The organism is Paraburkholderia sp. 40, assembly GCF_050434105.1.
Taxonomy (GTDB): Bacteria; Pseudomonadota; Gammaproteobacteria; order Burkholderiales; family Burkholderiaceae; genus Paraburkholderia; species Paraburkholderia tuberum.
The window spans coordinates 1,783,800-1,809,799 of the sequence record NZ_JBNPVY010000004.1 but is presented as its reverse complement, the minus strand read 5'-3'; the positions used below and the strand labels follow the sequence as shown (position 1 = coordinate 1,809,799).

Sequence of the window (26,000 nt, the reverse complement as noted above, 5' to 3'; positions counted from 1 at the left end):
CACGGTAGTGACCACATGCGTTGCGGGGGCAGCGCATGGATTGCGCTCCGATCACGTACCGTGTTCATCCAACGCCGTCACCTCAGGGTGACGGCGTTTTTCATTGCGCGGACGCTTCCTGCGCGTTTGTGGTATTTACTTTATTGTTCGTGCTTCGGCCGCGTTGGCCGCGGGGTGCCGGTCCGTCCTGATCCGTCCGAACCTCGGGAGAGGTTCTTGAGGTCATTTCCAGGTTTACTTCCTGATTCATGTCGTCGACCCAACTGCGCGTCTTTCTGCTTTTTTCCGCCGGCTACTTCGTCTCTTATGTGTTTCGCGGCGTCAATCTTGGTTTCGCGCCGTTCATCACGCGCGATCTCGGTCTGTCAGCCGCCGATCTGGGTGTGCTGACGAGTCTGTATTTCCTCGGTTTCGCGGGCGCGCAGATCCCCGCTGGCGTGCTGCTCGATCACTTCGGGGCGCGTCGCGTGACGTCCGTCATGCTGCTTTTTGCCGCGCTCGGCATCTGGGTATTCGGCGCCGCGCACAGTCTCGGCATGATGATGGTCGGGCGGCTGCTGATCGGCGTTGGCGTGTCGGTGTGCCTCGGCGCCGCGTTCAAGGCGCTCGCGCAGCATTTTCCGGTGGCGCGTTTGCCATTGATGAACGGGCTTGTGATGGCGATCGGCGGTTTCGGCGGCGTGATGGTCGGTTCGCCGCTCACGTGGGTGCTCGGTTTTTCCAGCTGGCGCCCGGTTTGCGTCGGACTCGGTGTGATGACGGTAGCGGTTGCGCTCGCGCAATGGACGCTCGCTCCGGACGCGCGCGAAACGCATCGCCAGGCGAGCATCGTCGCGCAGTTCAAGGGTACGTGGCATATCCTGCGCAGCGCGGCATTCTGGAAAATCGCGTCGTTCTCGGTCGTTACGCAAGGCGTCTTCTACGCGATGCAGTCGTTGTGGGTCGGAGCATGGCTGCGCGACGTACAAGGCTTCGAGCCGCACCAGGCGGCGGCGCTCGTGTCGATTCTCGGCTTCGCGATGATGGCCGGCTGCGCCGGTTTCGGCGCGGCGGCGCGTAGTCTCGAGCGGCGCGGCCTCTCGCTGTACGCGTTCTGCGGCATCGGCATGGCGCTATATGTGCTGACGCAGATGCTCATCATGTTTAACGCGCCGTTGCCGGCGAGCCTGTTGTGGGCCGCCTACGGCATCTTCGGCGGCACCGGGATTCTGAGCTACGCGGTGATGGCGCGGCATTTCCCGCCGCAGATGATCGGCCGGGTCAACACGACGCTGACGCTAATTATTTTTCTGCTGATCTTCGGTTTCCAGATCGGCGTTGGCGCGGTGCTGTCGCACTGGCCGGCGAGCGGCGGGCATTACCCGGCGCTCGCGCATCTTAGCGCGTGGGAAATCCTCGTCGCGCTGCAGGTGCTGAGTGCGATCTGGTACGTGTTGCCGGGTCGGCAGCTTGTCCGTTCGGGCGAGATGCGCGCGGAGCAGGAGGCCTGAACGGCCGCGCCAGGCCTTGCGTCGGAGCCGGAGGGGCCGCCACGGCGGTTCGGTCCTGTCAATATTGGTGTCTCGACAGAACCGCATAGACAGGCGTGGCAAGCATCTGGCGACGCGGCCCGGCAAGGCTTTGAAGGTCCGCCCAGGCACGTCGCCTCAACGCCTCGTCCTATCTCCGATTTGGAGGGAACAGTGGATTCAGGCTATAATTTCAAGGTTTGAGCTTATCCACCCGCACCCTAGCGCCTACCTCCCCCATACCGTTCATCCGCCGCGCGCCATTGGCGTAGCAAGAAGGGCCCCACACCCAGCCGAGTCGTCCACACAATGGACTCATCGCGCCCCTTGCAGCGTCACCGGCAGCTCGCGAGCGAGTCTGCGCGCGCATCCACGATGTGTTTCGCTGCGGCTTGCAATCGGATAGACAGGTGGCAACAGGGTGTTCCCCCAAGGAGTCTCCCGTGTTGCCGTCATTTTCTCCCGCTCTACTCGCGCTCGCCGACGGCACGGTCTTTCGTGGTTATTCGATCGGCGCCCCCGGGCATGCCATCGGTGAAGTCGTGTTCAACACTGCCATCACCGGCTATCAGGAAATCCTGACTGACCCGAGCTACGCGCGCCAGATCGTGACCCTCACGTACCCGCATATCGGCAACGTCGGCGTGAACGCCGAAGACGTCGAAGCGACGAAAGTCCATGCCGCCGGCCTGATCATCCGTGATCTGCCGGTTCTCGCGTCGAACTTCCGCATGGAGGGCACGCTCCCGCAATATCTGCAGGACGAAGGCGTGGTCGCCATCGCCGGCATCGACACCCGCAAGCTGACCCGCCTCCTGCGCGACAAGGGCGCGCAAAACGGCGCGATCCTCGCTGGTTCCGACGACGAAGCGAAGGCCATCGAACTCGCGCGCTCGTTCCCGGGCCTCGCCGGCATGGACCTCGCGAAGGTCGTGTCGACCCAGGAAACCTACGAGTGGACCAAAACCGAATGGCGTCTGGGCACGGGCTACGGCGAGCAGAAAGCGCCGACGTACCGCGTGGTCGCATTCGACTACGGCGTCAAGCAGAACATCCTGCGCATGCTGGCCGAGCGCGGCTGCCATGTCACCGTGCTGCCGGCGCAAGCGAGCGCCGCTGACGCGCTCGAGCTCAACCCCGACGGCGTGTTCCTGTCGAACGGCCCGGGCGACCCTGAGCCGTGCGACTACGCGATCGCGGCGACCAGGGAGTTCATCGAGCGCGGCATTCCGACCTTCGGCATCTGCCTGGGCCACCAGATCATGGGCCTCGCGGTCGGCGCGAAGACGATGAAGATGAAGACCGGCCATCACGGCGCGAACCATCCGGTCAAGGATCTCGAAGACGGCCGCGTGGTGATCACGTCGCAGAACCATGGTTTCGCGGTCGATGCCGACACGCTGCCCGCCAACGCGCGCGTGACCCACGTGTCGCTGTTCGACGGCACGCTGCAGGGCTTCGCGCTGACCGACAAGCCGGCGTTCTGCTTCCAGGGCCACCCGGAAGCATCGCCCGGTCCGAACGACATCGCGTACCTGTTCGACCGCTTCACCGCGTTGATGGACGCGCACAAGAACGGCAAGAGCGCAGCGGCTTGAAGTAGTACAGGCCGGCCGCAGAGGCCAGCCGGAAACGGCTCGCGGCGGCCGCCGCAGCCCGCGGCGCTACGCGGCGGGCATGCCGCGAAACAGCGCGCGCAACGTGAATACGCCGCGCGCCGACGGAAAGAATTCAGGAATACATTAGCGAGAGCGTTATGCCCAAGCGGACAGACATCAAGAGCATCCTCATCATCGGCGCGGGTCCGATCATCATCGGTCAGGCGTGCGAGTTCGATTATTCGGGCGCGCAGGCATGCAAGGCGCTGCGTGAGGAAGGCTACAAGGTCATTCTCGTCAACAGCAATCCGGCGACGATCATGACCGACCCGAACACGGCCGACGTGACCTATATCGAGCCGATCACGTGGGAAGTGGTCGAGCGCATCATCGCGAAGGAGCGCCCGGACGCGATCCTGCCGACGATGGGCGGCCAGACCGCGCTGAACTGCGCGCTCGACCTGCACGCGCACGGCGTGCTGGCGAAGTACGAGGTCGAGCTGATCGGCGCATCGCCGGAAGCGATCGACAAGGCGGAAGACCGTCAGAAGTTCAAGGACGCGATGACGAAGATCGGCCTCGGTTCGGCCAAGTCGGGCACCGCGCATTCGATGGAAGAAGCGCTGCAGGTACAGGCGAAGATCGCCGTGGAAACTGGCAGCGGCGGCTATCCGGTCGTGATCCGTCCGTCGTTCACGCTGGGCGGCTCGGGCGGCGGCATCGCGTACAACCGCGACGAGTTCGAAGAGATCTGCAAGCGCGGTCTCGACCTGTCGCCGACGCGCGAGTTGCTGATCGAAGAGTCGCTGCTCGGCTGGAAAGAGTACGAAATGGAAGTGGTCCGCGACAAGGCGGATAACTGCATCATCGTCTGCTCGATCGAAAACCTCGACCCGATGGGCATCCACACCGGCGACTCGATCACCGTCGCGCCGGCGCAGACCCTGACCGACAAGGAATACCAGATTCTGCGTAACGCGTCGCTCGCGGTGCTGCGCGAGATCGGCGTCGACACCGGCGGATCGAACGTGCAGTTCTCGATCAATCCAAAAGACGGCCGCATGATCGTGATCGAAATGAACCCGCGCGTGTCGCGCTCGTCGGCGCTGGCGTCGAAGGCAACCGGCTTCCCGATCGCGAAGGTCGCGGCGAAGCTGGCGGTCGGCTACACGCTGGATGAACTCAAGAACGAAATCACCGGCGGCCAGACCCCGGCGTCGTTCGAACCGACGATCGACTACGTCGTCACGAAGATCCCCCGTTTCGCGTTCGAGAAATTCCGTGAAGCCGATTCGCGCCTGACCACGCAGATGAAGTCGGTAGGCGAAGTGATGGCGATTGGCCGCACGTTCCAGGAGTCATTCCAGAAGGCGCTGCGCGGCCTCGAAGTCGGCGTCGACGGTCTCGATGAAAAGACCGCCAATCGCGATGAGATCATCCGCGAGATCGGCGAAGCTGGTCCGGATCGCATCTGGTATGTTGGCGACGCGTTCCGTGTGGGCATGGGCGCGCAAGAGATCTTCGAGGAGACCGCAATCGACCCGTGGTTCCTCGCGCAGATCGAGCAGATCGTGCTGAAGGAAAAGGCGCTGGCAGGCCGCGCGCTGGCGAGCCTGACGAAGGAGGAGCTGAAGTATCTGAAACAGAGCGGCTTCTCGGATCGTCGTCTGGCCAAGTTGCTCGGCGCGAAGCCGGCGGACGTGCGCGCGCGTCGTATCGAGTTGAACGTGCGTCCGGTGTATAAGCGCGTCGACACCTGCGCGGCCGAGTTCGCAACCAGGACCGCGTACATGTACTCGACCTACGAGGAAGAGTGCGAAGCGAATCCGACCAGCAACAAGAAGATCATGGTGCTGGGCGGCGGCCCGAACCGGATCGGCCAGGGTATCGAGTTCGACTACTGCTGCGTGCATGCCGCGCTCGCGATGCGCGAGGACGGCTATGAAACGATCATGGTCAACTGCAACCCCGAAACCGTGTCGACCGACTACGACACCTCCGACCGTCTGTACTTCGAATCGCTGACGCTCGAAGACGTGCTCGAAATCGTCGACAAGGAAAAGCCGGTCGGCGTGATCGTGCAGTACGGCGGCCAGACGCCGCTGAAGCTCGCGCTCGACCTCGAGGCGAACGGTGTGCCGATCATCGGTACGTCGCCGGACATGATCGACGCGGCCGAAGACCGCGAGCGCTTCCAGAAGCTGCTGCAGGACCTCGGTCTGCGCCAGCCGCCGAACCGCACCGCGCGCGCCGAAGACGAAGCACTGAAGCTCGCCGACGAAATCGGCTATCCGCTCGTCGTGCGTCCGTCGTACGTGCTGGGCGGCCGCGCGATGGAAATCGTCCACGAGCCGCGAGATCTCGAGCGCTATATGCGCGAGGCGGTGAAGGTGTCGAACGACTCGCCGGTGCTGCTCGACCGTTTCCTGAACGACGCGATCGAATGCGACGTGGATTGCATTTCCGATGGCGATGCCGTGTTCATCGGCGGCGTGATGGAGCACATCGAACAGGCGGGCGTGCACTCGGGCGACTCGGCCTGCTCGCTGCCGCCGTATTCGCTATCGAAGTCGACCGTGGCCGAACTGAAGCGCCAGACCGCCGCGATGGCGAAGGCGCTGAACGTGGTCGGCCTGATGAACGTGCAGTTCGCGATTCAGCAGGTACCGCAGGCTGACGGCTCGAAGGACGACATCATCTACGTGCTCGAAGTGAACCCGCGCGCGTCGCGCACGGTGCCGTACGTGTCGAAGGCGACCAGCCTGCCGCTCGCGAAGATCGCAGCGCGCGCGATGGTCGGCCAGAAGCTCGCCGCGCAAGGCGTGACGAAGGAAGTCGAGCCGCCGTACTTCAGCGTGAAGGAAGCGGTGTTCCCGTTCGTCAAGTTCCCGGCGGTCGACCCGGTGCTCGGACCTGAAATGCGTTCGACCGGCGAAGTAATGGGCGTCGGCCAGACGTTCGGCGAGGCTCTGTTCAAGTCGCAGCTCGCGGCGGGTTCGCGGCTGCCCGAATCGGGCACGGTGCTGCTGACCGTGATGGACGCCGACAAACCGAAGGCAGTCGAAGTCGCGCGCATGCTGCACGAGCTCGGCTACCCGATCGTCGCGACCAAGGGCACGGCTGCCGCGATCGAAGCGGCCGGCGTGCCAGTCAAGGTCGTCAACAAGGTGAAGGACGGCCGTCCGCACATCGTCGACATGATCAAGAACGGCGAGATCGCGCTCGTCTTCACGACCGTCGACGAAACGCGCGCGGCGATCGCCGATTCGCGTTCGATCCGCATGAGCGCGCAGGCGAACAAGGTCACCTACTACACGACGATGTCGGGCGCACGCGCGGCGGTGGAGGGTCTTCGTTATCTGAAGAACCTCGAAGTCTATGATTTACAAGGACTCCATGCTCGCCTAAACTAAGGCTTCGACTAGCTGTCCAAGATGTAAGTGCCGCGGTTAAGCGGCGTTCCGCAGGTGCTGCGGCCCGGGTTTGTCCACGGGCGGCGGCTTTCGCGGAATGCACTTAACCGCGGTGATTTTTTTTATGGCCGTTTTTTGCCTCCAGAGTTGTTTATGAGCACTATTCCATTGACGAAGCGCGGCGCAGACATGCTGCGCGATGAATTGCAGCGCCTGAAATCGGTTGAACGTCCGGCCGTGATCAACTCGATCGCGGAAGCGCGCGCCCAGGGCGATCTGTCGGAAAATGCGGAATACGACGCTGCGAAGGAAAAGCAGGGCTTCATCGAAGGCCGTATCGCCGAAATCGAGTCGAAGCTCGCGGGCGCGCAGGTGATCGATCCGTCGCAAGTGGAAGCGGACGGCCGCGTGGTGTTCGGCGCGACGCTCGAGCTCGAAGACCTCGAGTCGGGTGCGTCGGTCAAATACCAGATCGTCGGCGACGACGAAGCGGACATCGACCACGGCCTGATCTCGATCAGCTCGCCGATCGCGCGTGCGCTGATCGGCAAGTCGGAAGGCGACGTCGCGTCGGTGCAAGCGCCGGGCGGCGTGCGCGAATACGAAATCATCGCGGTCAGCTACATCTGAGGGTGGCGCCGGTGCCTTTGATGCCGCATCGTTTTTTCCGCCTGTTGACGGTGGTGTGGGTCGGTAGTCTGTTGACTATCGGCTATGCGGTTGCGCCCGTGCTGTTCACGACGCTCGACCGGATGACGGCGGGCGCCGTCGCCGCGCAGTTGTTTCGTATTCAGGGTGTGATTGGCGTCGTGTGCGGCATTTTGCTGCTCGGTCTCGCCAATTTGCTCGTGCGGCGCGGGAGTGGCGCATATCGCCGCTTGCGCTGGCTGCTCGCCGGTATGCTCGTATGCGTGCTGGTTGGCTATTTCGCGTTGCAGCCGTTCATGAACGCGATGCGCGTGGCGGCGCTCGAAGCGGGCAGCGATATCGGGCATTCCGTTTATGCGACGCGCTTCGGCATCCTGCATGGCGTGTCCAGTCTGTTCTACCTGATCGAGAGCCTGCTAGGGGTTGCGCTCGTTTGGCTGCTGCCGGCGCCTGTTGGTGCCGCGGCCGAGGAAGAGGGCGCGCGCGACGTCACGGGCAAGGTGGCGGGCTGAAGCTCGCGGGTGGCTGATGGTGTGACGGTGCGCGTGCCATGGCCGCCGGGCCGATGCCGATGCCCGCGATGAACCTCATCACATTGCGACGAATCGTCGCGATTCCGGTGGCCAACTACGGTTCATTCGCGCTGCTTCGGGCCTCGCGCTCAAGGCCGCCAATGCGCAGTGCGGAGTCGGTCCGCACCTTGGGCGCGTGTTCTCTTACTTCGACTGATGCGAACGCTTCGCGCTGGTTTGACGCTTCTTCGCGCGCTTGATGTTGCCGCCCTGCGTCACGCGTTCATTGCCGCGCACCAGCACCGCTTTCGCTCGCGGCTTGCGCATCGGCACGTCTGTCGGCTTGGCGACCTTGACGATGCGGGGTGGGCGTCCCTTGGCCGGCCGGGTTTCTTCGGCCGCCGCTTCGCGGGCGCTCGGCAACGCGCCGCGCTTCGCTTTTGCCGCCGGCGGTGCCGATTCTGGCTTCCAGATCACGAGCAGCTTGCCGATATGCTGGATCGGTGCAGCGTTCAACGCGTCGCAGATTTCTTCGTAGATAGCGATGCGCTCCTCGCGCTCATCGCCGAACACACGAATTTTGATCAGTTGATGCGCGGCGAGGTGCACCTTGATTTCGGCGAGCACAGCGTCGGTCAAGCCTTCGGCGCCGACGAGCACGACCGGTTTGAGCGGATGTGCCTGGGAGCGCAACTCGGCGCGTTGGTCGGAAGAGACTTTGAGGGCTGGCATGAAAAGTGGAAGACTCGACTAAAATGGCGGCTCCTGCGTTTTCGTCCGATCGCCGAGCGATTCGGGCGACTCGATTCAGCAGGGCGCGCGTCAGAACAACAGAATCGCGGATCGCCGCCAGTCTGGCGGGGGCCGCGCGAATTAACCGCGTATTATCCCCTAAAGCGCGACCCGACGCAGCAATAGTTCAATCTTTAATGGCAAAAAACAAGTTCAATACCGCGTGGCTGCACGACCACATCAACGATCCGTACGTCAAAATGGCGCAGCGGGAAGGTTATCGCGCCCGCGCGGCCTACAAGCTCAAGGAAATCGACGAGCAGGACAAGCTGATCCGTCCCGGGCAGGTAATCGTCGATCTCGGTTCCTCGCCGGGCAGCTGGAGCCAGTACGTGCGCAACAAGCTCGCGGGCGGCTCGCAGCGCAACGCGGAGCGCGAAGGTGGCATCGACGGCACGATCATCGCTTTGGACATTCTGCCGATGGAGCCGGTGGCCGACGTGCACTTCATCCAGGGCGATTTCCGCGAAGACTCGGTGCTGGTCCAGCTCGAAGAATTGGTCGGTGCGCGCCAGGTAGACCTTGTAATTTCGGATATGGCGCCCAACCTGTCGGGCGTGGCGATCGCGGATGCGGCGCGGATCGAGCATTTATGCGATCTCGCGCTCGAATTCGCGCAAAATCACCTGAAGCCGGATGGTGCCCTTTTAGTCAAATGCTTTCACGGCAGCGGGTATAGTCAGATTGTCGAAAAGTTCAAACGCCAATTCAAGGTGGTGGCGGCCCGCAAGCCGAAGGCGTCGCGGGATAAATCGTCAGAAACATTTATTTTGGGTAAGCATCTGAAGCGTCCCGCGTAGGGATGCGGCGAGCCGGTTCCATCTCTGCCAATAATGAGCCCGATGCGTCCGGAGACGGGCGTCAAGCCGGCCCGCTACCCTATTTCCGTGGTAGTGAAACGTTATGGCAGGGGTCTGCGGACTGGATTAGAATGCTTTCGTGGTGCCGCAAGGCAAATGTAGGCGCCCGTCTAAGTGAAGGAGTGGTGCTTTGAACAACAATATGTTTTCGAAAGCAGCAGTGTGGCTGGTGATCGCACTGGTGCTGTTTACGGTGTTCAAGCAGTTCGACAAGCCCCGTGTCCAGGAAGGCGTTTCCTATTCGCAGTTCATGGACGACGCGAAGAACGGCAAAGTCAAGAACGTCATTGTCCAGGGGCGGAACCTCACGGTCACTCCAGCAGACGGCCAGAAGTACCAGATCGTGTCGCCCGGCGACATCTGGATGGTCGGCGATCTGATGAAGTATGGCGTACAGGTGAGCGGCAAGGCTGACGACGAACCCAATGCACTGATGTCCGTGCTGTATTACCTCGGACCGACGATCTTGATCATTGGTTTCTGGTTTTACATGATGCGACAGATGCAGGGGGGCGGCAAAGGCGGGGCCTTCTCGTTTGGCAAGTCGCGCGCGCGACTGATCGACGAGAACAACAACGCAATCAATTTCACCGACGTCGCCGGTTGCGACGAAGCCAAGGAAGAAGTGTCGGAACTCGTCGACTTCCTGCGCGATCCGCAGAAATTCCAGAAGCTCGGTGGTCGTATTCCGCGCGGCGTGCTGCTCGTTGGCCCGCCGGGAACCGGTAAGACGCTGCTCGCGCGCGCCATCGCCGGCGAGGCGAAGGTGCCGTTCTTCAGCATTTCAGGTTCAGATTTCGTGGAAATGTTCGTCGGCGTTGGCGCGGCTCGCGTGCGCGACATGTTCGAGCAGGCCAAGAAGCACGCGCCGTGTATCGTGTTCATCGACGAAATCGACGCGGTCGGCCGTCATCGAGGCGCCGGCATGGGCGGCGGCAACGACGAGCGCGAACAGACGCTGAACCAGATGCTCGTCGAAATGGACGGCTTCGAGGCGAACTCGGGCGTCATCGTGATCGCCGCGACAAACCGTTCGGATGTGCTCGACAAGGCGCTGTTGCGTCCGGGCCGTTTCGACCGTCAGGTGTACGTGGGTCTGCCCGATATTCGCGGCCGCGAGCACATCATGAAGGTGCACCTGCGCAAGGTGCCGATCTCGAACGACGTCGATGCGGCAGTGATCGCGCGCGGCACGCCGGGTTTCTCGGGCGCAGATCTCGCAAACCTCGTCAACGAAGCAGCACTGTTCGCGGCGCGGCGCGGCAAGCGCATCGTCGAAATGACGGACTTCGAGGACGCGAAGGACAAGATCTTCATGGGTCCAGAGCGCAAGTCGGCTGTGATCCGCGAAGAATCGAAGCGTGCTACCGCGTATCACGAATCGGGTCACGCGGTGATCGCGAAGCTGTTGCCGAAGGCCGATCCGGTGCACAAGGTCACGATCATTCCGCGCGGCCGTGCGCTGGGCGTCACATGGCAATTGCCGGAGCATGACAACGAAACGTACTCGAAGGAATATCTGCTCGACCGTCTTGCCATCCTGTTCGGTGGCCGCGTCGCGGAAGAGCTGTTCCTGAACCTGATCAGCACCGGCGCGTCGGACGACTTCAACAAGGCGACGCAGACGGCTCGCGCAATGGTTGCCCGCTTCGGCATGACGGATGCGCTCGGACCGATGGTCTATGTCGACGACGAGAACGACGCTTCGCCGTTCGGCCGAGGCTTCACGCGGACCATTTCGGAAGCGACGCAACAGAAGGTCGACGCGGAAATCCGTCATGTGCTGGACGAGCAGTACAATCTCGCACGGCGCCTGCTCGAAGAGAACCGCGACAAGGTCGAAGCGATGACCGCCGCCCTGATGGAGTGGGAGACGATCGACGCCGATCAGATCAACGACATCATGGCAGGCCGTCCGCCGCGTTCACCGAAGAGCTCGCCGCCGTCGGCAAGCGACGCCTCGTCGGGCGGCAGCCCGGGCACCGAAGTCAAGCCGGGCAGCGCGACGGCGCCGGCCTGATCGGCAGCCAGAAGAAAGTGCGGGCCGGTGTGCTACACACCGGCCCGTTTTGCATTTATCCGTTCCAAGTGAAGCATTGCTACGTGTCGAAAGTCGATTCTTCTTCCGTACCCCTTCCAGAGCCGCTGCAGTGTGGCCGTTTCAAGCTGACGTTCGAACGCCCGTTGGTCATGGGCATCCTGAACGTCACTCCCGATTCCTTTTCCGATGGCGGCAAGTTCGCAATGCGCGGCGATGCGCTGCGCCAGGCCGAGCGCATGATGCTCGAGGGCGCGGACATCATCGATATCGGCGGGGAATCGACGCGTCCTGGCGCGCCGCCGGTGCCGCTCGACGAAGAACTGGAGCGCGTGTTGCCGCTCGTCGAGCAACTGCGTGGCGCGAACGTGCCATTGTCGGTTGATACGTACAAGCCGGAAGTGATGCGTCATGCGTTGAACGCGGGCGCCGACCTGATCAACGACATCTGGGGCTTCCGCATGCCCGGCGCGATCGACGCGGTGCGCGACAGCGACTGCGGCCTTTGTGTCATGCATATGCTAGGTGAGCCGCAGACCATGCAGCTGGGCCAGCCGCACTATGACGACGTCGTCGGCGAAGTGCGCCACTTCCTCGAGGAGCGTGTCGCGACGTTGCAGCAGGCGGGGATTGCGCGCGAGCGTATCAGCGTCGATCCGGGTTTCGGCTTCGGCAAGGTCGTCGTCGAGCATAACTACGCGCTGCTCGCGCATCTGCGCGACACGGCTCCGCGCGCCGCTTCGCCGTATCCGATTCTTGCGGGCATGTCGCGCAAGTCGATGGTTGGCGCGGTGACGGGGCGGCCGGCGCCGGAGCGCGTGGCCGGCAGCATCGCCGCGGCGGTGTGCGCGGCCGAACGGGGCGCCGCGATTCTGCGCGTACACGACGTCGCGCAAACAGTCGATGCATTGAAAGTATGGGCAACCCTGCGCGACGCGGACAAGCAGAGCCGCGCGCACGGTTGAACCCGCAGCCACGGACAGGGAGAACAAACATGGCACGTCGTTACTTCGGAACGGACGGCATTCGAGGCAAGGTCGGCGAAGGCCCGATCACGCCGGAATTCGTGTTGCGGCTCGGCTATGCGGCCGGCAAGGTGCTCGCGGGCGCCGATCAATGGGCGAAAACAGGCACCCGTCCGACCGTGCTGATCGGCAAGGACACGCGGGTGTCGGGCTACATGCTCGAAGCCGCGCTCGAATCGGGCTTCTCGGCCGCCGGCGTCGACGTGATGCTGGCCGGCCCGATGCCGACACCCGGCATCGCCTATCTGACGCGCGCACTGCGGCTTGCCGCGGGTGTCGTGATCAGCGCGTCGCACAACCCGTACTACGACAACGGCATCAAGTTCTTCTCGGCCGACGGCAACAAGCTGCCGGACGACGTCGAGGCGCAGATCGAGGAGCAACTCGAGCTGCCGCTCGCGTGCGCGGCCTCCGAGCAACTGGGCAAAGCGCGCCGTCTCGATGACGCAGCTGGCCGCTACATCGAGTTCTGCAAGAGCACATTCCCGGCCGCGTACGACCTGCGCGGCATGAAGCTCGTCGTCGATTGTGCGCATGGCGCCGCGTACGACGTCGCGCCGCACGTGTTCCATGAGCTCGGCGCGGAAGTGATCCCGATCGGCGTCTCGCCGAACGGCTTCAATATCAACGACGGCGTCGGCGCGACCGCGCCGGATGCGCTGGTTCGCGCGGTGCGCGCAAACCACGCGGACCTCGGTATCGCGCTCGATGGCGACGCCGACCGTCTGCAGGTCGTCGACGAGTCCGGCCGCCTTTTCAACGGCGACGAGCTGTTGTACGTGCTGGTCAAGGACCGTATCGCGACCGCCGGCCACGTGGAAGGAGCGGTCGGCACGCTGATGACCAACATGGCCGTGGAGGTCGCACTGCAGAATGTCGGCGTCAAGTTCGTGCGCGCCGCGGTCGGCGACCGCTATGTGCTCGAACAGCTTCGCGAGCACGGCTGGCAGCTCGGCGCCGAAGGTTCGGGCCACATTCTGTCACTCGATCGCCATTCGACCGGCGACGGCATCGTGTCCGCTCTGCTCGTGCTGGCGGCGATGCAGCGCAGCGGCAAATCGCTCGCGGATCTGCTCGACGGTGTCACCCTGTTTCCGCAGAAGCTGATCAACGTGCGCATGAAGCCCGGCTCGGACTGGAAGGGCAGCGAGACGATCCGCAGTGCGATCAAAGTGGCCGAAGGCGCGCTCGACGGCCGCGGCCGCGTGCTGATCCGCGCGTCGGGCACCGAGCCGGTACTGCGCGTGATGGTGGAGGCGCAGAACGTCGCGGACGCGCTCGAGCATTCTGAAGCGATTGCCGAAGCCGTGCGGGTAGCGACGGCCTGATCGATTCCCGAGTCGACGGCGGGCGGTGGCGGCCGCTTGCCGCCTGCCTGAGCGTCGCAGGCAGAAGATTCAGCGGGCTCCATAAACTGGGCGGCCGGGCTTTCGCACCCAACGAAGGCTCATTCCTCACCCCATCGAGTCCCCACTCCGCAGCCGCCAAAAGGACGGCACATCCCGCACAAAAACGACCTCCGAGCGCAGCGCAAACGTTCGCGCCCCATCTTTTTCGTCTACCTTGAAAAATGCGATGCAACGGGCATCGGCACAGCGGCAATTCGGCGGCTTCGGCACCTTTCACGGGGTAATATTACTGTCACATTTGATTCATTATCAGTCACGTTTTTGTCATAAAGAGACCCTAAGCTTCGCGGTGTTCAGTTTCACGCTCACACCACACGCTCACACCCCCTTGGAGGTCTCATGAAATTGATGCAAACCGTGTTCGCTGGCGTCGCTGGCGCGCTCTTCGCAATCGCAGCGCAAGCCGCAGACATCACCGGCGCGGGCAGCACGTTCGCGGCACCGATTTACACGAAGTGGGCCGACGCTTATCAGAAGACGCGGCGGCGGCAAGGTTAACTACCAAGGCATCGGTTCGTCGGGCGGCATCAAGCAGATCGAGGCGAAGACCGTCGATTTCGCAGGGTCGGACGCTCCGCTGAAGGACGACGAACTCGCGAAGGCAGGCCTGTTCCAGTTCCCGACGGTGGTCGGCGGCGTGGTGCCGGCAGTCAACGTGCCGGGCGTCAAGCCGGGCGAACTGGTGCTGTCGGGTGAAGTGCTCGGCGACATCTACCTGGGCAAGATCAAGAAGTGGAACGACCCGGCAATCGTCGCGCTGAACCCGAAGGTCAAGCTGCCGGATCTGGACATCGCCGTGGTGCGCCGCGCCGACGGTTCGGGCACCAGCTTCATCTGGACGAACTACCTGTCGAAGGTCAACCCGGAATGGAAGACGAAGGTCGGTGAAGGTGCGACGGTCAACTGGCCGACCGGCACGGGTGGCAAGGGCAACGACGGCGTCGCGGCTTTCGTGCAGCGTCTGCCGGGCGCGATCGGTTACGTCGAATGGGCGTACGCCAAGCAGAACCACATGAACTACGTCGCGATGAAGAACGAATCCGGCGCGGTGGTTCAGCCGGAGACCGACACGTTCAAGGCAGCGGCGGCTGGCGCCGACTGGTCGAAGTCGTTCTATCAGATCCTGACGAACGAGCCGGGCAAGAACGCATGGCCGATCGTCGGCGCGACGTTCGTGCTGCTGCACACGACGCAGGACAAGGCACCGCAAGGCGCGGAAACGCTGAAGTTCTTCGACTGGGCGTTCAAGAACGGCGGCCAGGCTGCGAACGATCTGGACTACATCTCGCTGCCGCAGTCGGTCGTCTCGGAAATCCGCACGCAGTGGAAGCAGAAGATCAAGGATTCGGCAGGCAAGACGCTCGCCGAGTAACAGGCGTAAGCTGGCGCGGTCGATCTGGGCCGCGCCCTGTAGCACCCCGGCCGTCCTCGTGCGAGGACGGCCTGTGACTTTCACGCGGCATGCGCCGCATGCATCACCGACCGCCCGACATGTGTCGTCCGGCAACTGGAAACAGGTCCCTCAGGCTCTCATGTCCGATATTCATTTAGCGTCCGGCACGAGCCGGGCCACTCCGCCTGGCCGCGCGTCGCAGCAAAAGGCGCCTGGCCGCTCGGGCGATGTGATTTTCGGCGGCCTCGCACGCCTTTCCGCCATCGTCACGCTGCTGCTGCTCGGCGGCATCATCGTGTCGCTGATCATCGCCTCGATGCCGTCGATTCGCGAGTTCGGTCTCGCGTTCCTGTGGACGGCGGTGTGGGATCCACCCAGCAAGCAATTTGGCGCGCTCGTGCCGATCTACGGCACTCTCGCGACGTCGATCATCGCTCTGCTCATCGCGGTGCCCGTCAGCTTTGGTATCGCGCTGTTTCTGACCGAACTGTCGCCCGCGTGGCTGCGCCGGCCGCTCGGCATCGCGATCGAGCTGCTTGCCGCGATTCCGTCGATCGTGTACGGCATGTGGGGTCTGCTCGTGTTCGCGCCGATCTTCGCGGTGTGGTTCCAGAAGCCGCTAGGCGCGGTGCTCGGCAGCATTCCGATCGTCGGCGCGCTGTTCGCCGGTCCGCCGATCGGCATCGGCATTCTGTGCGCGGGCGTGATCCTTGCGATCATGATCATCCCGTACATCGCAGCGGTGATGCGCGACGTGTTCGAAGTCACGCCGGTCCTGCTGAAGGAATCGGCGTACGGTATCGGCTGCACGACGTGGGAAGTGATGTGGAAGATCGTGCTGCCGTTCACGAAGAGCGGTGTGATAGGCGGCGTCATGCTCGGTCTCGGCCGCGCGCTGGGTGAGACGATGGCGGTCACGTTCGTGATCGGCAACACCAATCTGCTCGACAATATTTCGCTGTTTTCGCCGGGCAACAGCATCACCTCGGCGCTCGCCAATGAGTTCGCGGAAGCGGACCCGGGCCTGCATACGTCGGCCCTGATGGAACTCGGCCTGATCCTGTTCGTGATTACATTCATCGTGCTGGCGATTTCGAAAATCATGCTGCTGCGTCTCGAGAAAGGGGAGGGCGCGAAATGAGCGGGCCGTCCCTGAACATGCCGGGTCTGAAGGACGCCGCGACGCTAGAAACGATGCGCGTGCGTCTGCAAGGGCGCCGTCGCATGACCAACGCGCTTGCGCTGACGCTGTCGCTCGCGGCGATGGCGTTCGGCCTGCTGTGGCTCGTGTGGATTCTCTATACGACGCTGCGTCTTGGTATCGGCGGTCTGTCGGTCGAGCTGTTCACGCAGTCGACGCCGCCGCCGAACACCGATGGCGGCGGTCTCGCCAACGCGATCGTCGGCAGCGTGATGCTGGTGGGGCTCGCAACGTTCGTCGGCACGCCGATCGGCATCATGGCGGGCGTCTATCTCGCCGAATACGGCCAGAAGGGCTGGCTCGCGAACCTCACGCGCTTCATCAACGACATCCTGTTGTCGGCGCCGTCGATCGTGATTGGTCTGTTCGTCTACGCGCTCGTCGTCGCGAAGATGGGCCACTTCAGCGGCTGGGCCGGCGTGCTCTCGCTGGCGCTGCTGCAGATTCCGATCGTGATCCGCACGACCGAAAACATGCTGAAACTCGTGCCGAGCGCGATGCGTGAAGCCGCGTTCGCGCTCGGCACGCCGAAGTGGAAGATGGTGCTGTCGATCACGCTGAAGGCGTCGATCGCGGGCATCGTCACCGGTGTGCTGCTCGGTGTCGCGCGGATTGCCGGCGAAACCGCGCCGCTCCTCTTCACCGCGTTGTCGAACCAGTTCTTCTCGGTCGATATGGGCCAGCCGGTCGCGAACCTGCCGGTCACGATCTACAAGTTTGCGATGAGCCCGTTCGCGCAGTGGCAATCTCTCGCGTGGGCCGGCGTCTTCCTGATCACGCTCGCGGTGCTGGGACTGAACATCCTCGCGCGCACGATCTTCTCGAACAAGTAAGGGCGGAGTGAACCCGATGAACATGGCAGAAACCCAACTCAATCCGATCGGGCACGCAGCTGCGCCCGCGGGATCCGACCCCGAACACAGCGCTCACGCGCAAACGCCGTCGCGTCCGAAGATCGAGGTCAAGGACCTCAACTTCTTCTACGGCAAGTATCACGCGCTGAAGAACATCAATCTGCAGATTCCCGAAGGCAAGGTGACCGCGTTCATCGGCCCGTCGGGCTGCGGCAAGTCCACGCTGCTGCGTACCTTCAACAAGATGTACGCGCTCTACCCGGAGCAGCGCGCGGAAGGCGAGATCGTGATGGACGGCGAAAACCTGCTGACCTTGCGCCAGGACATTTCGCTGCTGCGCGCGCGCATCGGCATGGTGTTCCAGAAGCCGACGCCGTTCCCGATGTCGATCTACGACAACATCGCGTTCGGCGTGAAGATGTTCGAGAAGCTGTCGCGCTCGGAAATGGACGACCGCGTCGAATGGGCGCTGACCAAGGCGGCGCTGTGGAACGAAGTGAAGGACAAGCTCGGCCAGAGCGGCTACGGTTTGTCGGGCGGCCAGCAGCAGCGTCTGTGCATCGCGCGCGGTATTGCAATTCGCCCCGAAGTGCTGCTGCTCGACGAGCCCTGCTCGGCGCTCGACCCGATCTCGACGGGCCGCATCGAAGAGCTGATTGCTGAACTCAAGAGCGACTACACGGTGGTGATCGTTACGCACAACATGCAGCAGGCGGCCCGCTGTTCGGACTACACTGCCTATATGTATCTCGGTGAACTGATCGAATTCGGCGACACCGAAAAGATCTTCATCAAGCCGGTCCGCAAGGAAACCGAGGACTACATCACCGGCCGCTTCGGCTGATCCGCCGGGCAATACAACGGAGTACGACATGTCCGATAAACATCTGTCCAGCCAGTTCGACGCAGACCTCAACCTCGTTTCGTCGAAGGTGCTAGAAATGGGCGGCCTCGTCGAATCGCAGATCGTCAACGCGATGCAGGCGCTCAACGAATTCGACCTCAACATCGCGGAGCAGGTGATCGCCGCCGAAGACCGTCTGAACAAGATGGAAGTCGATATCGACGAGGAGTGCAGCAACATCATCGCGCGCCGTCAGCCGGCCGCGCGCGATCTGCGCCTGCTGATCGCGATCTCGAAGACCATCACGAACCTCGAGCGCGCCGGCGACGAAGCCGAAAAGATCGCGAAGCGCACCAAGCGTCTGATGGAAGACGGCGCATCGCGCACCATCAACATCGCCGAGATCAAGCTGTCGGGCGAAATGGCCGTGTCGATCTTGCGCCGTGCGCTGGACGCGTTCGCGCGTCTGGACACGGTCGCCGCCGCGCAGATCGTGCGCGACGACAAGGCGATCGACGAGGAATTCCGCGCGTTCGTGCGCAAGCTGATTTCGTATATGACCGAAGATCCGCGTTCGATCTCGGTGGGCCTCGACTTCCTGTTCATCGCCAAGGCAATCGAGCGGATCGGCGACCACGCGAAGAACATCGCGGAATTCATCATCTACATCGTCAAGGGTACCGACGTGCGGCACCAGTCGCGCGACGCGCTCGAACGCGAAGCGCTCAGCTAATCCAGAGATAAGGAACAGAGGTGCCGATGCCCAGCAGCATTCTCGTCATTGAAGATGAGCCCGCCATTTCCGAACTGATTTCGGTCAATCTTCAACACGCCGGGCACTGCCCGATTCGCGCGTACAACGCGGAGCAAGCGCACAACCTGATCAGCGACGTGCTGCCCGATCTCGTGCTGCTCGACTGGATGTTGCCGGGTAAATCGGGTATTTCGTTCGCGCGCGATCTGCGCAACAACGAGCGTACGAAGCATATCCCGATCATCATGCTGACCGCGCGAGGCGACGAGCAGGACAAGGTGCTCGGCCTCGAGATCGGCGCCGACGACTACGTGACGAAGCCGTTCTCGCCGAAGGAACTGATGGCGCGCATCAAGGCGGTGCTGCGCCGCCGCGCGCCGCAGCTGACCGAAGACGTGGTCGCAATCAACGGTCTGAAGCTCGATCCGGCCACGCACCGCGTCGCCGCGCATGCGGAAGGCAGCGAGATCAAGCTCGATCTCGGCCCGACCGAATTCCGTCTGCTGCACTTCTTCATGACTCACCCGGAGCGCGTGCACAGCCGCACGCAACTGCTGGATCAGGTGTGGGGCGATCACGTGTTCGTCGAAGAGCGGACCGTCGACGTGCATATCAAACGTCTGCGCGCGGCACTCAAGCCGGCCGGGTGCGATGCTATGATTGAAACGGTACGCGGCAGCGGTTACCGGCTGGCGAAGAGCGCCTGATAGCCGTCGGCGGCGCGCTGCATCGCATGGCGCAGTGCCGCCGTACCTCCCTCCTGCGCTGTATTTTCTCTTCGATCGCTAGACCATGAACATCATCTGGGCGCGCTCCATCGTATCGGTCGTGCTGCTTGCTGTTCTGTGCGCGGTGGTCGGCGCACTGCTGAACGTCAAGGCAGGGCTCGCTCTCGCCATCGTCCTGCTGCTCGCACAGAGCGTCTTCAGTACCTTCCACAAGCAGCGTCTGTGGCGTCTGCTCGACGCGCCGGTGTACGGCGAAGTGCCGAGCGCCCCCGGCATCTGGGGCGAAATCTATTATCGTCTGCACAAGCTCGCGAAGCGCTGGCACGCCCAGGTGCGCCAGGTCGAGCAGCAGCATTCGCGTTTCATCCAGGCGATCCAGGCGTCGCCTAACGGTGTCGCGATGCTCGACGATCATGATCAGATCGAGTGGTGCAACGCGATTTCCGAAAGCCACTTTGGGCTCGATGCGAAGCGCGATCTGCGTCAGCACATCACGCATCTGGTGCGTCATCCGGATTTCGTGCGCTATCTGAATTCGCATCGGTACGAGGAAATGCTGATCATGCGCGGCATGGGCGACAAGCGCCAGAACGTGCTGTCGGTGCAGGTGTTTCCTTACGGCGACAATCGCAAGCTCGTGCTGTCGCAGGACATCACCGAGCTCGAGCGCACCGATGCGATGCGGCGTGACTTCGTCGCCAACGTGTCGCACGAATTGAAAACACCGCTCACCGTGTTGTCCGGCTTTCTCGAGACGATGCGCGAGCTGCCGTTGGGCGAAGCCGAGCGCGCGCGTTATCTCGAGCTGATGGAGCAGCAGGCGTCGCGCATGCGTCATATCGTCAGCGATCTGCTCGTGCTCGCGACGCTCGAAGGCGACAACAAGCCGCCGAGCGATCAGATGATCGACATGCGCGCGGTGTTGCGGCATCTGCATGACGACGCGCAGAGCCTGTCCAGCGATCATCACAAGATCGTCTTCGATGCCGACGAAGCGCTGACCGTCACCGGCGTCGAAACCGAGATTTTCAGCGCATTCGGCAATCTGGTGACGAACGCGATCCGCTACACGCCGGACGGCGGCTCGATCAAGGTTAACTGGCGTGCGCAGAGTGGCCATGCGGTGTTCTCGGTCACCGATAGCGGTCTCGGCATTCCGGCCGCCGATATCCCGCGGCTCACCGAGCGCTTCTATCGCGTCGATCGCAGCCGTTCGCGCGACACGGGCGGCACCGGGCTCGGTCTCGCGATCGTCAAGCACGTACTGCAACGGCACGATGCGCAACTCGACGTGAAGAGCGAAGAAGGGCGCGGCAGCACGTTCACGGTGCGCTTTCCGGTGTATCGGACGGCGCGCTGTCAAACCGCACAGGTTTGAACGCGGCAGTCATACGACTGGTCGACGCATAAAAAAACCGCCTGAAAAAGGCGGTTTTTTTATGCGCGCACTACGAACAGAACTTGCCGAGCAGACTCATCTGAGCATTGCGCGACGCCTTGCCCGGCCGGCGCCGGCGATAGTGACCGTCGCTTTGCATCAGCCAGGCCGACTGGTTGTCGCCGAGAAACGCCGACAGCCCTTCCGCGATCACGCGCCGCTTCAGCCGCCGGTTGTTGAGCGGGAATGCGACTTCGACGCGCCGGAACAGATTGCGATCCATCCAGTCGGCGCTCGACAGATAGACCTGTTCCTTGCCGCCGTCGTAGAAGTAGTAGATGCGATGGTGTTCGAGAAAGCGCCCGACGATCGAGCGCACCGTGATGTTCTCGGAGAGCCCTTGCACGCCCGGCTGCAGCGAGCACACGCCGCGCACGATCAGATCGATCTTCACGCCGGCCTGCGATGCTTCGTACAGCTCGGCGATCACCGTCGGCTCGAGCAGCGCGTTCATCTTCGCGACGATGCGCGCCTTCTTGCCCGCGCGCGCATGCTCCGCTTCCTTGCGGATCGCGTCGACGAGCTTCGGATGCAGCGTGAACGGCGACTGCCACAGCTCGTGCAGCTTCAGCTCGCCGCCGATGCCGGTGAGCTGCTGGAACACATGGTGCACGTCTTCGCAGATCTTCTGATCGGCGGTCATCAGACCGAAATCGGTATAGAGGCGCGCGGTGCGCGGGTGATAGTTGCCCGTGCCGAGGTGCACGTAGCGCTTCAGGCTCGCCTTGCCGCCCGCCAACACGCGTCGCACGATCAGCATCATCTTCGCGTGGCACTTATGGCCGACTACGCCGTAGACCACGTGCGCGCCGACCGCTTCGAGCTGCGAGGCCCAGTTGATGTTGGTTTCCTCGTCGAAGCGCGCGAGCAGCTCGACGACCACCGTGACTTCCTTGCCGTTGCGCGCGGCCTGCATCAGCGCATCCATCAGCGGCGAGTCGGTGCCGGTCCGATAGATGGTCTGCTTGATCGCGACCACGTTCGGGTCCTTGGCCGCCTGCAACAGCAGCTCGAGCACCGGCTGGAAGCTCTCGTACGGATGATGCATCAGCACGTCGCCCTGGTCGATCACGTCGAACATGCTCGTACTGTTGGCGATCTGCGTCGGCGTCGACGGAATATGTGGCACGAACTTCAGATCGGGCCGGTCGACCATCTCGGGCAGCTGCATCAGCCGCACCAGATTGACGGGGCCGTTCACGTAGTAGCAGTCCTTGTTCGACAGACCGCTTTCGTCGAGCAGGCGCCGCACCACATGCGTGGGCGTTTCCGCCGACACTTCGAGCCGCACCGCATTGCCCAGATGCCGCGCCGGCAGTTCGCCCTGCAACGCGACGCGCAGATTGGTGATTTCGTCTTCGTCGACGAACAGCTCGCTGTTGCGCGTGATGCGAAACTGATTGCAGCTGCGCACGAAGAGATTCGGAAACAGCTCGCCGACGAAGCGTTGCAGCAGCGAGCTCAGCAGCACGAAGCCATGCGGATAACCCGACAAATCCTGCGGCATGCGCACGAGGCGCGGCAGCGCGCGCGGCGCCTGCACGATGCCCATCATCGCCTGGCGGCCGAACGCATCCTTGCCTTCGAGCTCGACGACGAAGTTCAGGCTCTTGTTCAGCACACGTGGAAATGGATGCGCGGGATCGAGACCGATCGGCGTCAACACCGGCAGCAGTTCGTCGAAGAAGTAGTTGCGCGCCCAGTCGGTCTGCGCGTCGCTCCATGCTTCGGTGCCGTGGAAATAGATGCCTTCCTGCTCGAGCGCGCTGAGCACCGTATCGTGCAGCATCGTGTACTGGCGATGCACGAGCTTCTGCGCGCGTTCGACCACGAGGTCGTACACGTGCTGCAGCGACATGCCGTCCGGCGACAGTGCGCCGGGGTTGTCGCGCATCTGTTCCTGAAGCCCGGCCATGCGGACTTCGAAGAATTCGTCGAGGTTACTACTGGTGATGCAGATAAAGCGGAGACGTTCGAGCAAGGGGACGGCGGGATCGGCGGCTTGCGCCAACACACGCTCGTTGAAACCCAGAATGCCCAGCTCGCGATTCAATAGGGGATAGCGGATGGACATCGGCGGCGAGATTGGAATGTCTGAAATGGAGACAGAAAGACGCTCGGAAATTCTCACGGTTTGATGACGTCCTGATGACGTCGGCGATGTTTTTTAGATTTTATGCCGCAATCGTCGTCTGTCGTCAATATGACGCGCTACCTATGCGACGATACCGAACTCCCTGCGCCGCGAGGTGACACCGTGAAGGCTGCTACGCTTAGAATGGCGTCTTTGAACAGTGCGGCTGGCCGCGACGCGCACCATGCGCCGAAGGCGCCGGGCAGGCGCCTGGCGCTGCCGGAGTCCGCCGCCACGCCCTCGACCGCAGCCGCCGCGCTCGCGCGCATGGAGTACGCTTACCCGATGGTCAATATTCCTCATCTCCTCGCCGCCGTCGACCTCGGTTCGAACAGCTTCCGGCTCATCGTGGGCCGGGTCGAGGAAACCGACGCGGGCAGCCAGATCTATCAGGTCGACGCCTTGCGCGAGCCGGTGCGGCTCGCGGCCGGGCTATCGAGCGACAAGATGCTCGATCGCGCATCGCAGGTGCGTGGCTGGGATGCGCTGAAGCGCTTCGGCGAGCGGTTGCGCGATTTTCATCCGGACCACGTGCGCGCGGTCGCGACCAATACGCTGCGCATCGCGAAGAATGCGGGCGAATTTCTCGGCGAAGCGCAGGCCGCGCTCGGTTTTCCGATCGAAGTGATCGCCGGGCGCGAGGAAGCGCGCCTGATTTATGCGGGCGCCGCGCACTCGGTGCCGGCGAGCGCGGGCAAGCGGCTCGTCGTCGATATCGGCGGTGGCTCGACGGAATTCATCATCGGCTCGCACTACACGCCGATCATGATGGAGAGCTTGTATATCGGCTGCGTGAGCCATAGCCGCGCGTTTTTCCCGGCCGGCAACGTCGACGAGTACACGATGCGCCAGGCCGAGCTCGCCGCGCGCCGCGAAATCCAGATCATTTCCGCCGAATACAAGAAGACCGGCTGGGAGCAGGCGATCGGCTCGTCGGGCACCGCGCGCGCGCTCGCCGAACTGGTGGAGGCGAACAATTTCAACGATGCGGGCGTCACCCACGGCATTTCGCGCGGCGGCCTCGAGCGGCTCAAGCGCGCGCTGATCAAGGCCGAAAACGTCAACCGGCTGAAACTGATTGCACTGAAGAGCGACCGCGTGCCGGTGCTCGCGGGCGGCCTGTCGATCATGATCGCGGTGTTCGACGAACTGGGCGTCGACTATGTCGACACCACCGACGGCGCGCTGCGCCTCGGCGTCATGTACGACCTGCTCGGCCGTTCGCAGCACGAGGACATGCGTACGGTGACGGTCGAGGGCTTCACGCGCCGCTATGGCGTCGATCGCCCGCAGGCGGGGCGCATCGGCAATCTGTCGACGAGCTTCTACGACCAGTTCGTCGAACCGGACGAGGAACGCCGCGCGGAAAACCGCATGTTCATCGGCTGGGCGGCGTCGCTGCACGAAATCGGGTTGTCGATCTCGCATAGCGCGTATCACAAACACTCGGCTTATATCGCAAGCAATGCCGACATGCCGGGCTTTTCGCGTACCGACCAGGCGCGCCTCGCCGCGCTCGTGCTCGGCCACGCGGGCAAGCTCGGCAAGCTGTCGCAGACGCGCGACGTCGAATGGCCGCTGCTGTTCTGTTTGCGGCTCGCGGCGTTGCTGTGCCGTCGACGCGCGGACGTCGGCCTGCCGGGCATCACGGTTGCTCAGGCGAACGGCGGTTACGAGGTACGTTTGCCGAACGAGTGGGTGGCCAACAATCCGTTGACGGATTACAGCCTGATCCAGGAGGCGGCGGAGTGGCAGAAAGTCGGGATTCCGTACCGTGTCGTTTATACGGACGATTGACGCGATGCGGATCGACGCACGCGTCGATTCGCGGCGTGTGCATGAACAAAAAAAGCCCTGCAAATGCAGGGCTTTTTCGTATCTCGGCGCAGCTTATCGCGGCAACGCATCGCCGAGGAAGTGCCGCGCATAGCGCGCGTTGATATCGGACAAACGGAACAGCGTCAGGAAATCCGCGGTATTGAAGTCGGGGTCCCACGCCGGTGCGCCGCAAATCTTCGCGCCGAGACGCAAGTAGCCCTTCACGAGCGGGGGCGGCGCGACGGCGGCACCCGTCTGCAGTTCGTCGACCGGCAGCGGCGTATGCGGGAACGCGCGATATTCGGGCGCGGTCAGCGCGTTGTCGCGCAGCGAGCAATACAGGTTCGCCGCATAGTGGCCGCCGTCGGCCATCGCGACGCTCGCGCAGCCGAGCATCGTCTCGTAGCCGTTGTGCTTCATGTACGCGGCGAGCCCAGCCCATAGCGACATGATCACCGAGCCGCTGCGATAGTCGGGATGCACGCACGAGCGGCCGACCTCGACCATCTTCGCGCGCAGATGCGTGAGACGCGACACGTCGAACTCGCTTTCCGCATATAGACGGCCGATGCGCGCGGCCTGATGCGGCGGCAGAGCGCGATACGTGCCGACTACTTTCAACGTGTCGAGATCGCGTACCAGCAAATGGTCGCAGTACGAATCGAAGGTATCGACGTCGAGGCCCGCGGGGCCGCTGAGGCGTGCGCCCATTTCGTCGGCGAAGACGCGATAGCGTAGACGCTGCGCTTCACGCAGCTCTTCGTCGGTACGCGCCCACGACACTTGCAGGCGATGCTGCGCGGTGACCGTTTCCTCGGCGCGCGGCAGACGGCGCGGTTCGAAAAGCGAGGCGAAGGGCAGGGTGGGCGTCGGCAGTTCTCGCATTGGCTGTCCTGGTCGAAAAGAGTGAGGATTTCTTTTTTCGCCAATGTAGTAACGCGCGGTGACGCTCGCATGGCAAAGCCGTGACGATTGGATGACTGCCCGTAAGCCCTCGCGTGGGTGCCTGTAATGTCGGAGGCGTCGCGCGACA

At 63.1% G+C, this 26,000-nt stretch carries 19 protein-coding genes and 1 pseudogene; 17 read left to right on the top strand and 3 right to left on the bottom strand.

Going from position 1 to position 26,000, the window contains the following annotated elements; all coding sequences use genetic code 11:
• The first annotated feature begins 248 nt into the window (after window positions 1-248).
• From OKW28_RS29985 to OKW28_RS29965, 5 genes are all read left to right on the top strand, one after another.
• Window positions 249-1,490, top strand: coding sequence for an MFS transporter (locus OKW28_RS29985; RefSeq protein ID WP_429450982.1), 1,242 nt, complete (start codon window positions 249-251; stop codon window positions 1,488-1,490).
• 461 nt (window positions 1,491-1,951) lie between these two features.
• The gene (gene carA, locus OKW28_RS29980) at window positions 1,952-3,106 is read left to right on the top strand and encodes a glutamine-hydrolyzing carbamoyl-phosphate synthase small subunit (protein WP_429450980.1); all 1,155 of its coding nucleotides are present in this window, start codon (window positions 1,952-1,954) and stop codon (window positions 3,104-3,106) included.
• Between the two features lie 158 nt (window positions 3,107-3,264).
• A complete protein-coding gene (gene carB / locus OKW28_RS29975; RefSeq protein WP_429450978.1) occupies window positions 3,265-6,519 on the top strand; it encodes a carbamoyl-phosphate synthase large subunit in 3,255 nt (1,084 codons plus the stop codon).
• 153 nt (window positions 6,520-6,672) lie between these two features.
• Window positions 6,673-7,149, top strand: a complete 477-nt coding sequence (gene greA, locus OKW28_RS29970; RefSeq protein WP_026225947.1) for a transcription elongation factor GreA — start codon at window positions 6,673-6,675, stop codon at window positions 7,147-7,149.
• Between the two features lie 20 nt (window positions 7,150-7,169).
• Window positions 7,170-7,679, top strand: a complete 510-nt coding sequence (locus OKW28_RS29965) for a DUF4149 domain-containing protein (protein WP_429450976.1) — start codon at window positions 7,170-7,172, stop codon at window positions 7,677-7,679.
• Window positions 7,680-7,883: 204 nt separating this feature from the next.
• Here the strand turns inward: OKW28_RS29965 and OKW28_RS29960 are convergent, their stop codons facing one another.
• Entirely contained in the window at window positions 7,884-8,411 is a 528-nt protein-coding gene (locus OKW28_RS29960) for a YhbY family RNA-binding protein (protein ID WP_429450975.1), read from the bottom strand.
• Between the two features lie 197 nt (window positions 8,412-8,608).
• Here OKW28_RS29960 and OKW28_RS29955 point away from each other — a divergent pair, with 197 nt between their 5' ends.
• The 11 genes and pseudogenes from OKW28_RS29955 to phoR all read left to right on the top strand — a co-directional run bounded on the left by OKW28_RS29955 (window position 8,609) and on the right by phoR (window position 20,955).
• A complete protein-coding gene (locus OKW28_RS29955; protein WP_184028328.1) occupies window positions 8,609-9,271 on the top strand; it encodes an RlmE family RNA methyltransferase in 663 nt (220 codons plus the stop codon).
• A 190-nt stretch (window positions 9,272-9,461) separates the two neighbouring features.
• A complete protein-coding gene (ftsH, locus tag OKW28_RS29950; RefSeq protein ID WP_018421239.1) occupies window positions 9,462-11,351 on the top strand; it encodes an ATP-dependent zinc metalloprotease FtsH in 1,890 nt (629 codons plus the stop codon).
• Between the two features lie 83 nt (window positions 11,352-11,434).
• Window positions 11,435-12,334 (top strand): dihydropteroate synthase, encoded by a 900-nt coding sequence (gene folP / locus OKW28_RS29945; protein WP_429450973.1) that lies wholly within the window; start codon window positions 11,435-11,437, stop codon window positions 12,332-12,334.
• Between the two features lie 29 nt (window positions 12,335-12,363).
• The gene (gene glmM, locus OKW28_RS29940) at window positions 12,364-13,722 is read left to right on the top strand and encodes a phosphoglucosamine mutase (RefSeq protein ID WP_429450971.1); all 1,359 of its coding nucleotides are present in this window, start codon (window positions 12,364-12,366) and stop codon (window positions 13,720-13,722) included.
• Window positions 13,723-14,142: 420 nt separating this feature from the next.
• Window positions 14,143-15,175: pseudogene (gene pstS, locus OKW28_RS29935) on the top strand (phosphate ABC transporter substrate-binding protein PstS).
• A gap of 160 nt (window positions 15,176-15,335) precedes the next feature.
• Entirely contained in the window at window positions 15,336-16,337 is a 1,002-nt protein-coding gene (gene pstC, locus OKW28_RS29930; protein ID WP_429450970.1) for a phosphate ABC transporter permease PstC, read from the top strand.
• The gene (gene pstA / locus OKW28_RS29925; RefSeq protein WP_429450968.1) at window positions 16,334-17,230 is read left to right on the top strand and encodes a phosphate ABC transporter permease PstA; all 897 of its coding nucleotides are present in this window, start codon (window positions 16,334-16,336) and stop codon (window positions 17,228-17,230) included. Before pstC ends, pstA begins: the two co-directional genes overlap by 4 nt.
• A gap of 16 nt (window positions 17,231-17,246) precedes the next feature.
• Window positions 17,247-18,095 (top strand): phosphate ABC transporter ATP-binding protein PstB, encoded by an 849-nt coding sequence (gene pstB, locus OKW28_RS29920; protein ID WP_429450966.1) that lies wholly within the window; start codon window positions 17,247-17,249, stop codon window positions 18,093-18,095.
• Window positions 18,096-18,123: 28 nt separating this feature from the next.
• The gene (gene phoU, locus OKW28_RS29915; protein WP_018421232.1) at window positions 18,124-18,828 is read left to right on the top strand and encodes a phosphate signaling complex protein PhoU; all 705 of its coding nucleotides are present in this window, start codon (window positions 18,124-18,126) and stop codon (window positions 18,826-18,828) included.
• A 26-nt stretch (window positions 18,829-18,854) separates the two neighbouring features.
• A complete protein-coding gene (gene phoB, locus OKW28_RS29910) occupies window positions 18,855-19,556 on the top strand; it encodes a phosphate regulon transcriptional regulator PhoB (RefSeq protein WP_008922879.1) in 702 nt (233 codons plus the stop codon).
• Window positions 19,557-19,641: 85 nt separating this feature from the next.
• Window positions 19,642-20,955: a phosphate regulon sensor histidine kinase PhoR gene (gene phoR / locus OKW28_RS29905; RefSeq protein WP_429450964.1), complete on the top strand. Its 1,314-nt coding sequence runs from the start codon at window positions 19,642-19,644 to the stop codon at window positions 20,953-20,955.
• A 70-nt stretch (window positions 20,956-21,025) separates the two neighbouring features.
• Here the strand turns inward: phoR and ppk1 are convergent, their stop codons facing one another.
• Window positions 21,026-23,089 carry a polyphosphate kinase 1 gene (ppk1, locus tag OKW28_RS29900; protein WP_429454499.1) on the bottom strand — a complete coding sequence of 688 codons (2,064 nt, stop codon included), beginning with the start codon at window positions 23,087-23,089 and terminating at the stop codon, window positions 21,026-21,028.
• 204 nt (window positions 23,090-23,293) lie between these two features.
• Here ppk1 and ppx point away from each other — a divergent pair, with 204 nt between their 5' ends.
• Window positions 23,294-24,946 (top strand): exopolyphosphatase, encoded by a 1,653-nt coding sequence (ppx, locus tag OKW28_RS29895; protein ID WP_429450962.1) that lies wholly within the window; start codon window positions 23,294-23,296, stop codon window positions 24,944-24,946.
• Window positions 24,947-25,039: 93 nt separating this feature from the next.
• Here ppx and OKW28_RS29890 read toward each other — a convergent pair whose 3' ends face one another.
• On the bottom strand, window positions 25,040-25,852 hold the full coding sequence (locus OKW28_RS29890) for a GNAT family N-acetyltransferase (protein ID WP_184047719.1): 813 nt from the start codon (window positions 25,850-25,852) through the stop codon (window positions 25,040-25,042).
• Between the last annotated feature and the right edge of the window lie 148 nt (window positions 25,853-26,000).

Coding starts and splice junctions, on each gene's coding strand:
- OKW28_RS29985 (WP_429450982.1), top strand. CDS start 249: ATGTCGTCGACCCAACTGCGCGTCTTTCTGCTTTTTTCCGCCGGCTAC.
- carB (WP_429450978.1), top strand. CDS start 3,265: ATGCCCAAGCGGACAGACATCAAGAGCATCCTCATCATCGGCGCGGGT.
- greA (WP_026225947.1), top strand. CDS start 6,673: ATGAGCACTATTCCATTGACGAAGCGCGGCGCAGACATGCTGCGCGAT.
- OKW28_RS29965 (WP_429450976.1), top strand. CDS start 7,170: ATGCCGCATCGTTTTTTCCGCCTGTTGACGGTGGTGTGGGTCGGTAGT.
- OKW28_RS29960 (WP_429450975.1), bottom strand. CDS start 8,411: ATGCCAGCCCTCAAAGTCTCTTCCGACCAACGCGCCGAGTTGCGCTCC.
- OKW28_RS29955 (WP_184028328.1), top strand. CDS start 8,609: ATGGCAAAAAACAAGTTCAATACCGCGTGGCTGCACGACCACATCAAC.
- glmM (WP_429450971.1), top strand. CDS start 12,364: ATGGCACGTCGTTACTTCGGAACGGACGGCATTCGAGGCAAGGTCGGC.
- pstC (WP_429450970.1), top strand. CDS start 15,336: ATGTCCGATATTCATTTAGCGTCCGGCACGAGCCGGGCCACTCCGCCT.
- pstA (WP_429450968.1), top strand. CDS start 16,334: ATGAGCGGGCCGTCCCTGAACATGCCGGGTCTGAAGGACGCCGCGACG.
- pstB (WP_429450966.1), top strand. CDS start 17,247: ATGAACATGGCAGAAACCCAACTCAATCCGATCGGGCACGCAGCTGCG.
- phoU (WP_018421232.1), top strand. CDS start 18,124: ATGTCCGATAAACATCTGTCCAGCCAGTTCGACGCAGACCTCAACCTC.
- phoB (WP_008922879.1), top strand. CDS start 18,855: ATGCCCAGCAGCATTCTCGTCATTGAAGATGAGCCCGCCATTTCCGAA.
- phoR (WP_429450964.1), top strand. CDS start 19,642: ATGAACATCATCTGGGCGCGCTCCATCGTATCGGTCGTGCTGCTTGCT.
- ppk1 (WP_429454499.1), bottom strand. CDS start 23,089: ATGTCCATCCGCTATCCCCTATTGAATCGCGAGCTGGGCATTCTGGGT.
- ppx (WP_429450962.1), top strand. CDS start 23,294: ATGGCGTCTTTGAACAGTGCGGCTGGCCGCGACGCGCACCATGCGCCG.
- OKW28_RS29890 (WP_184047719.1), bottom strand. CDS start 25,852: ATGCGAGAACTGCCGACGCCCACCCTGCCCTTCGCCTCGCTTTTCGAA.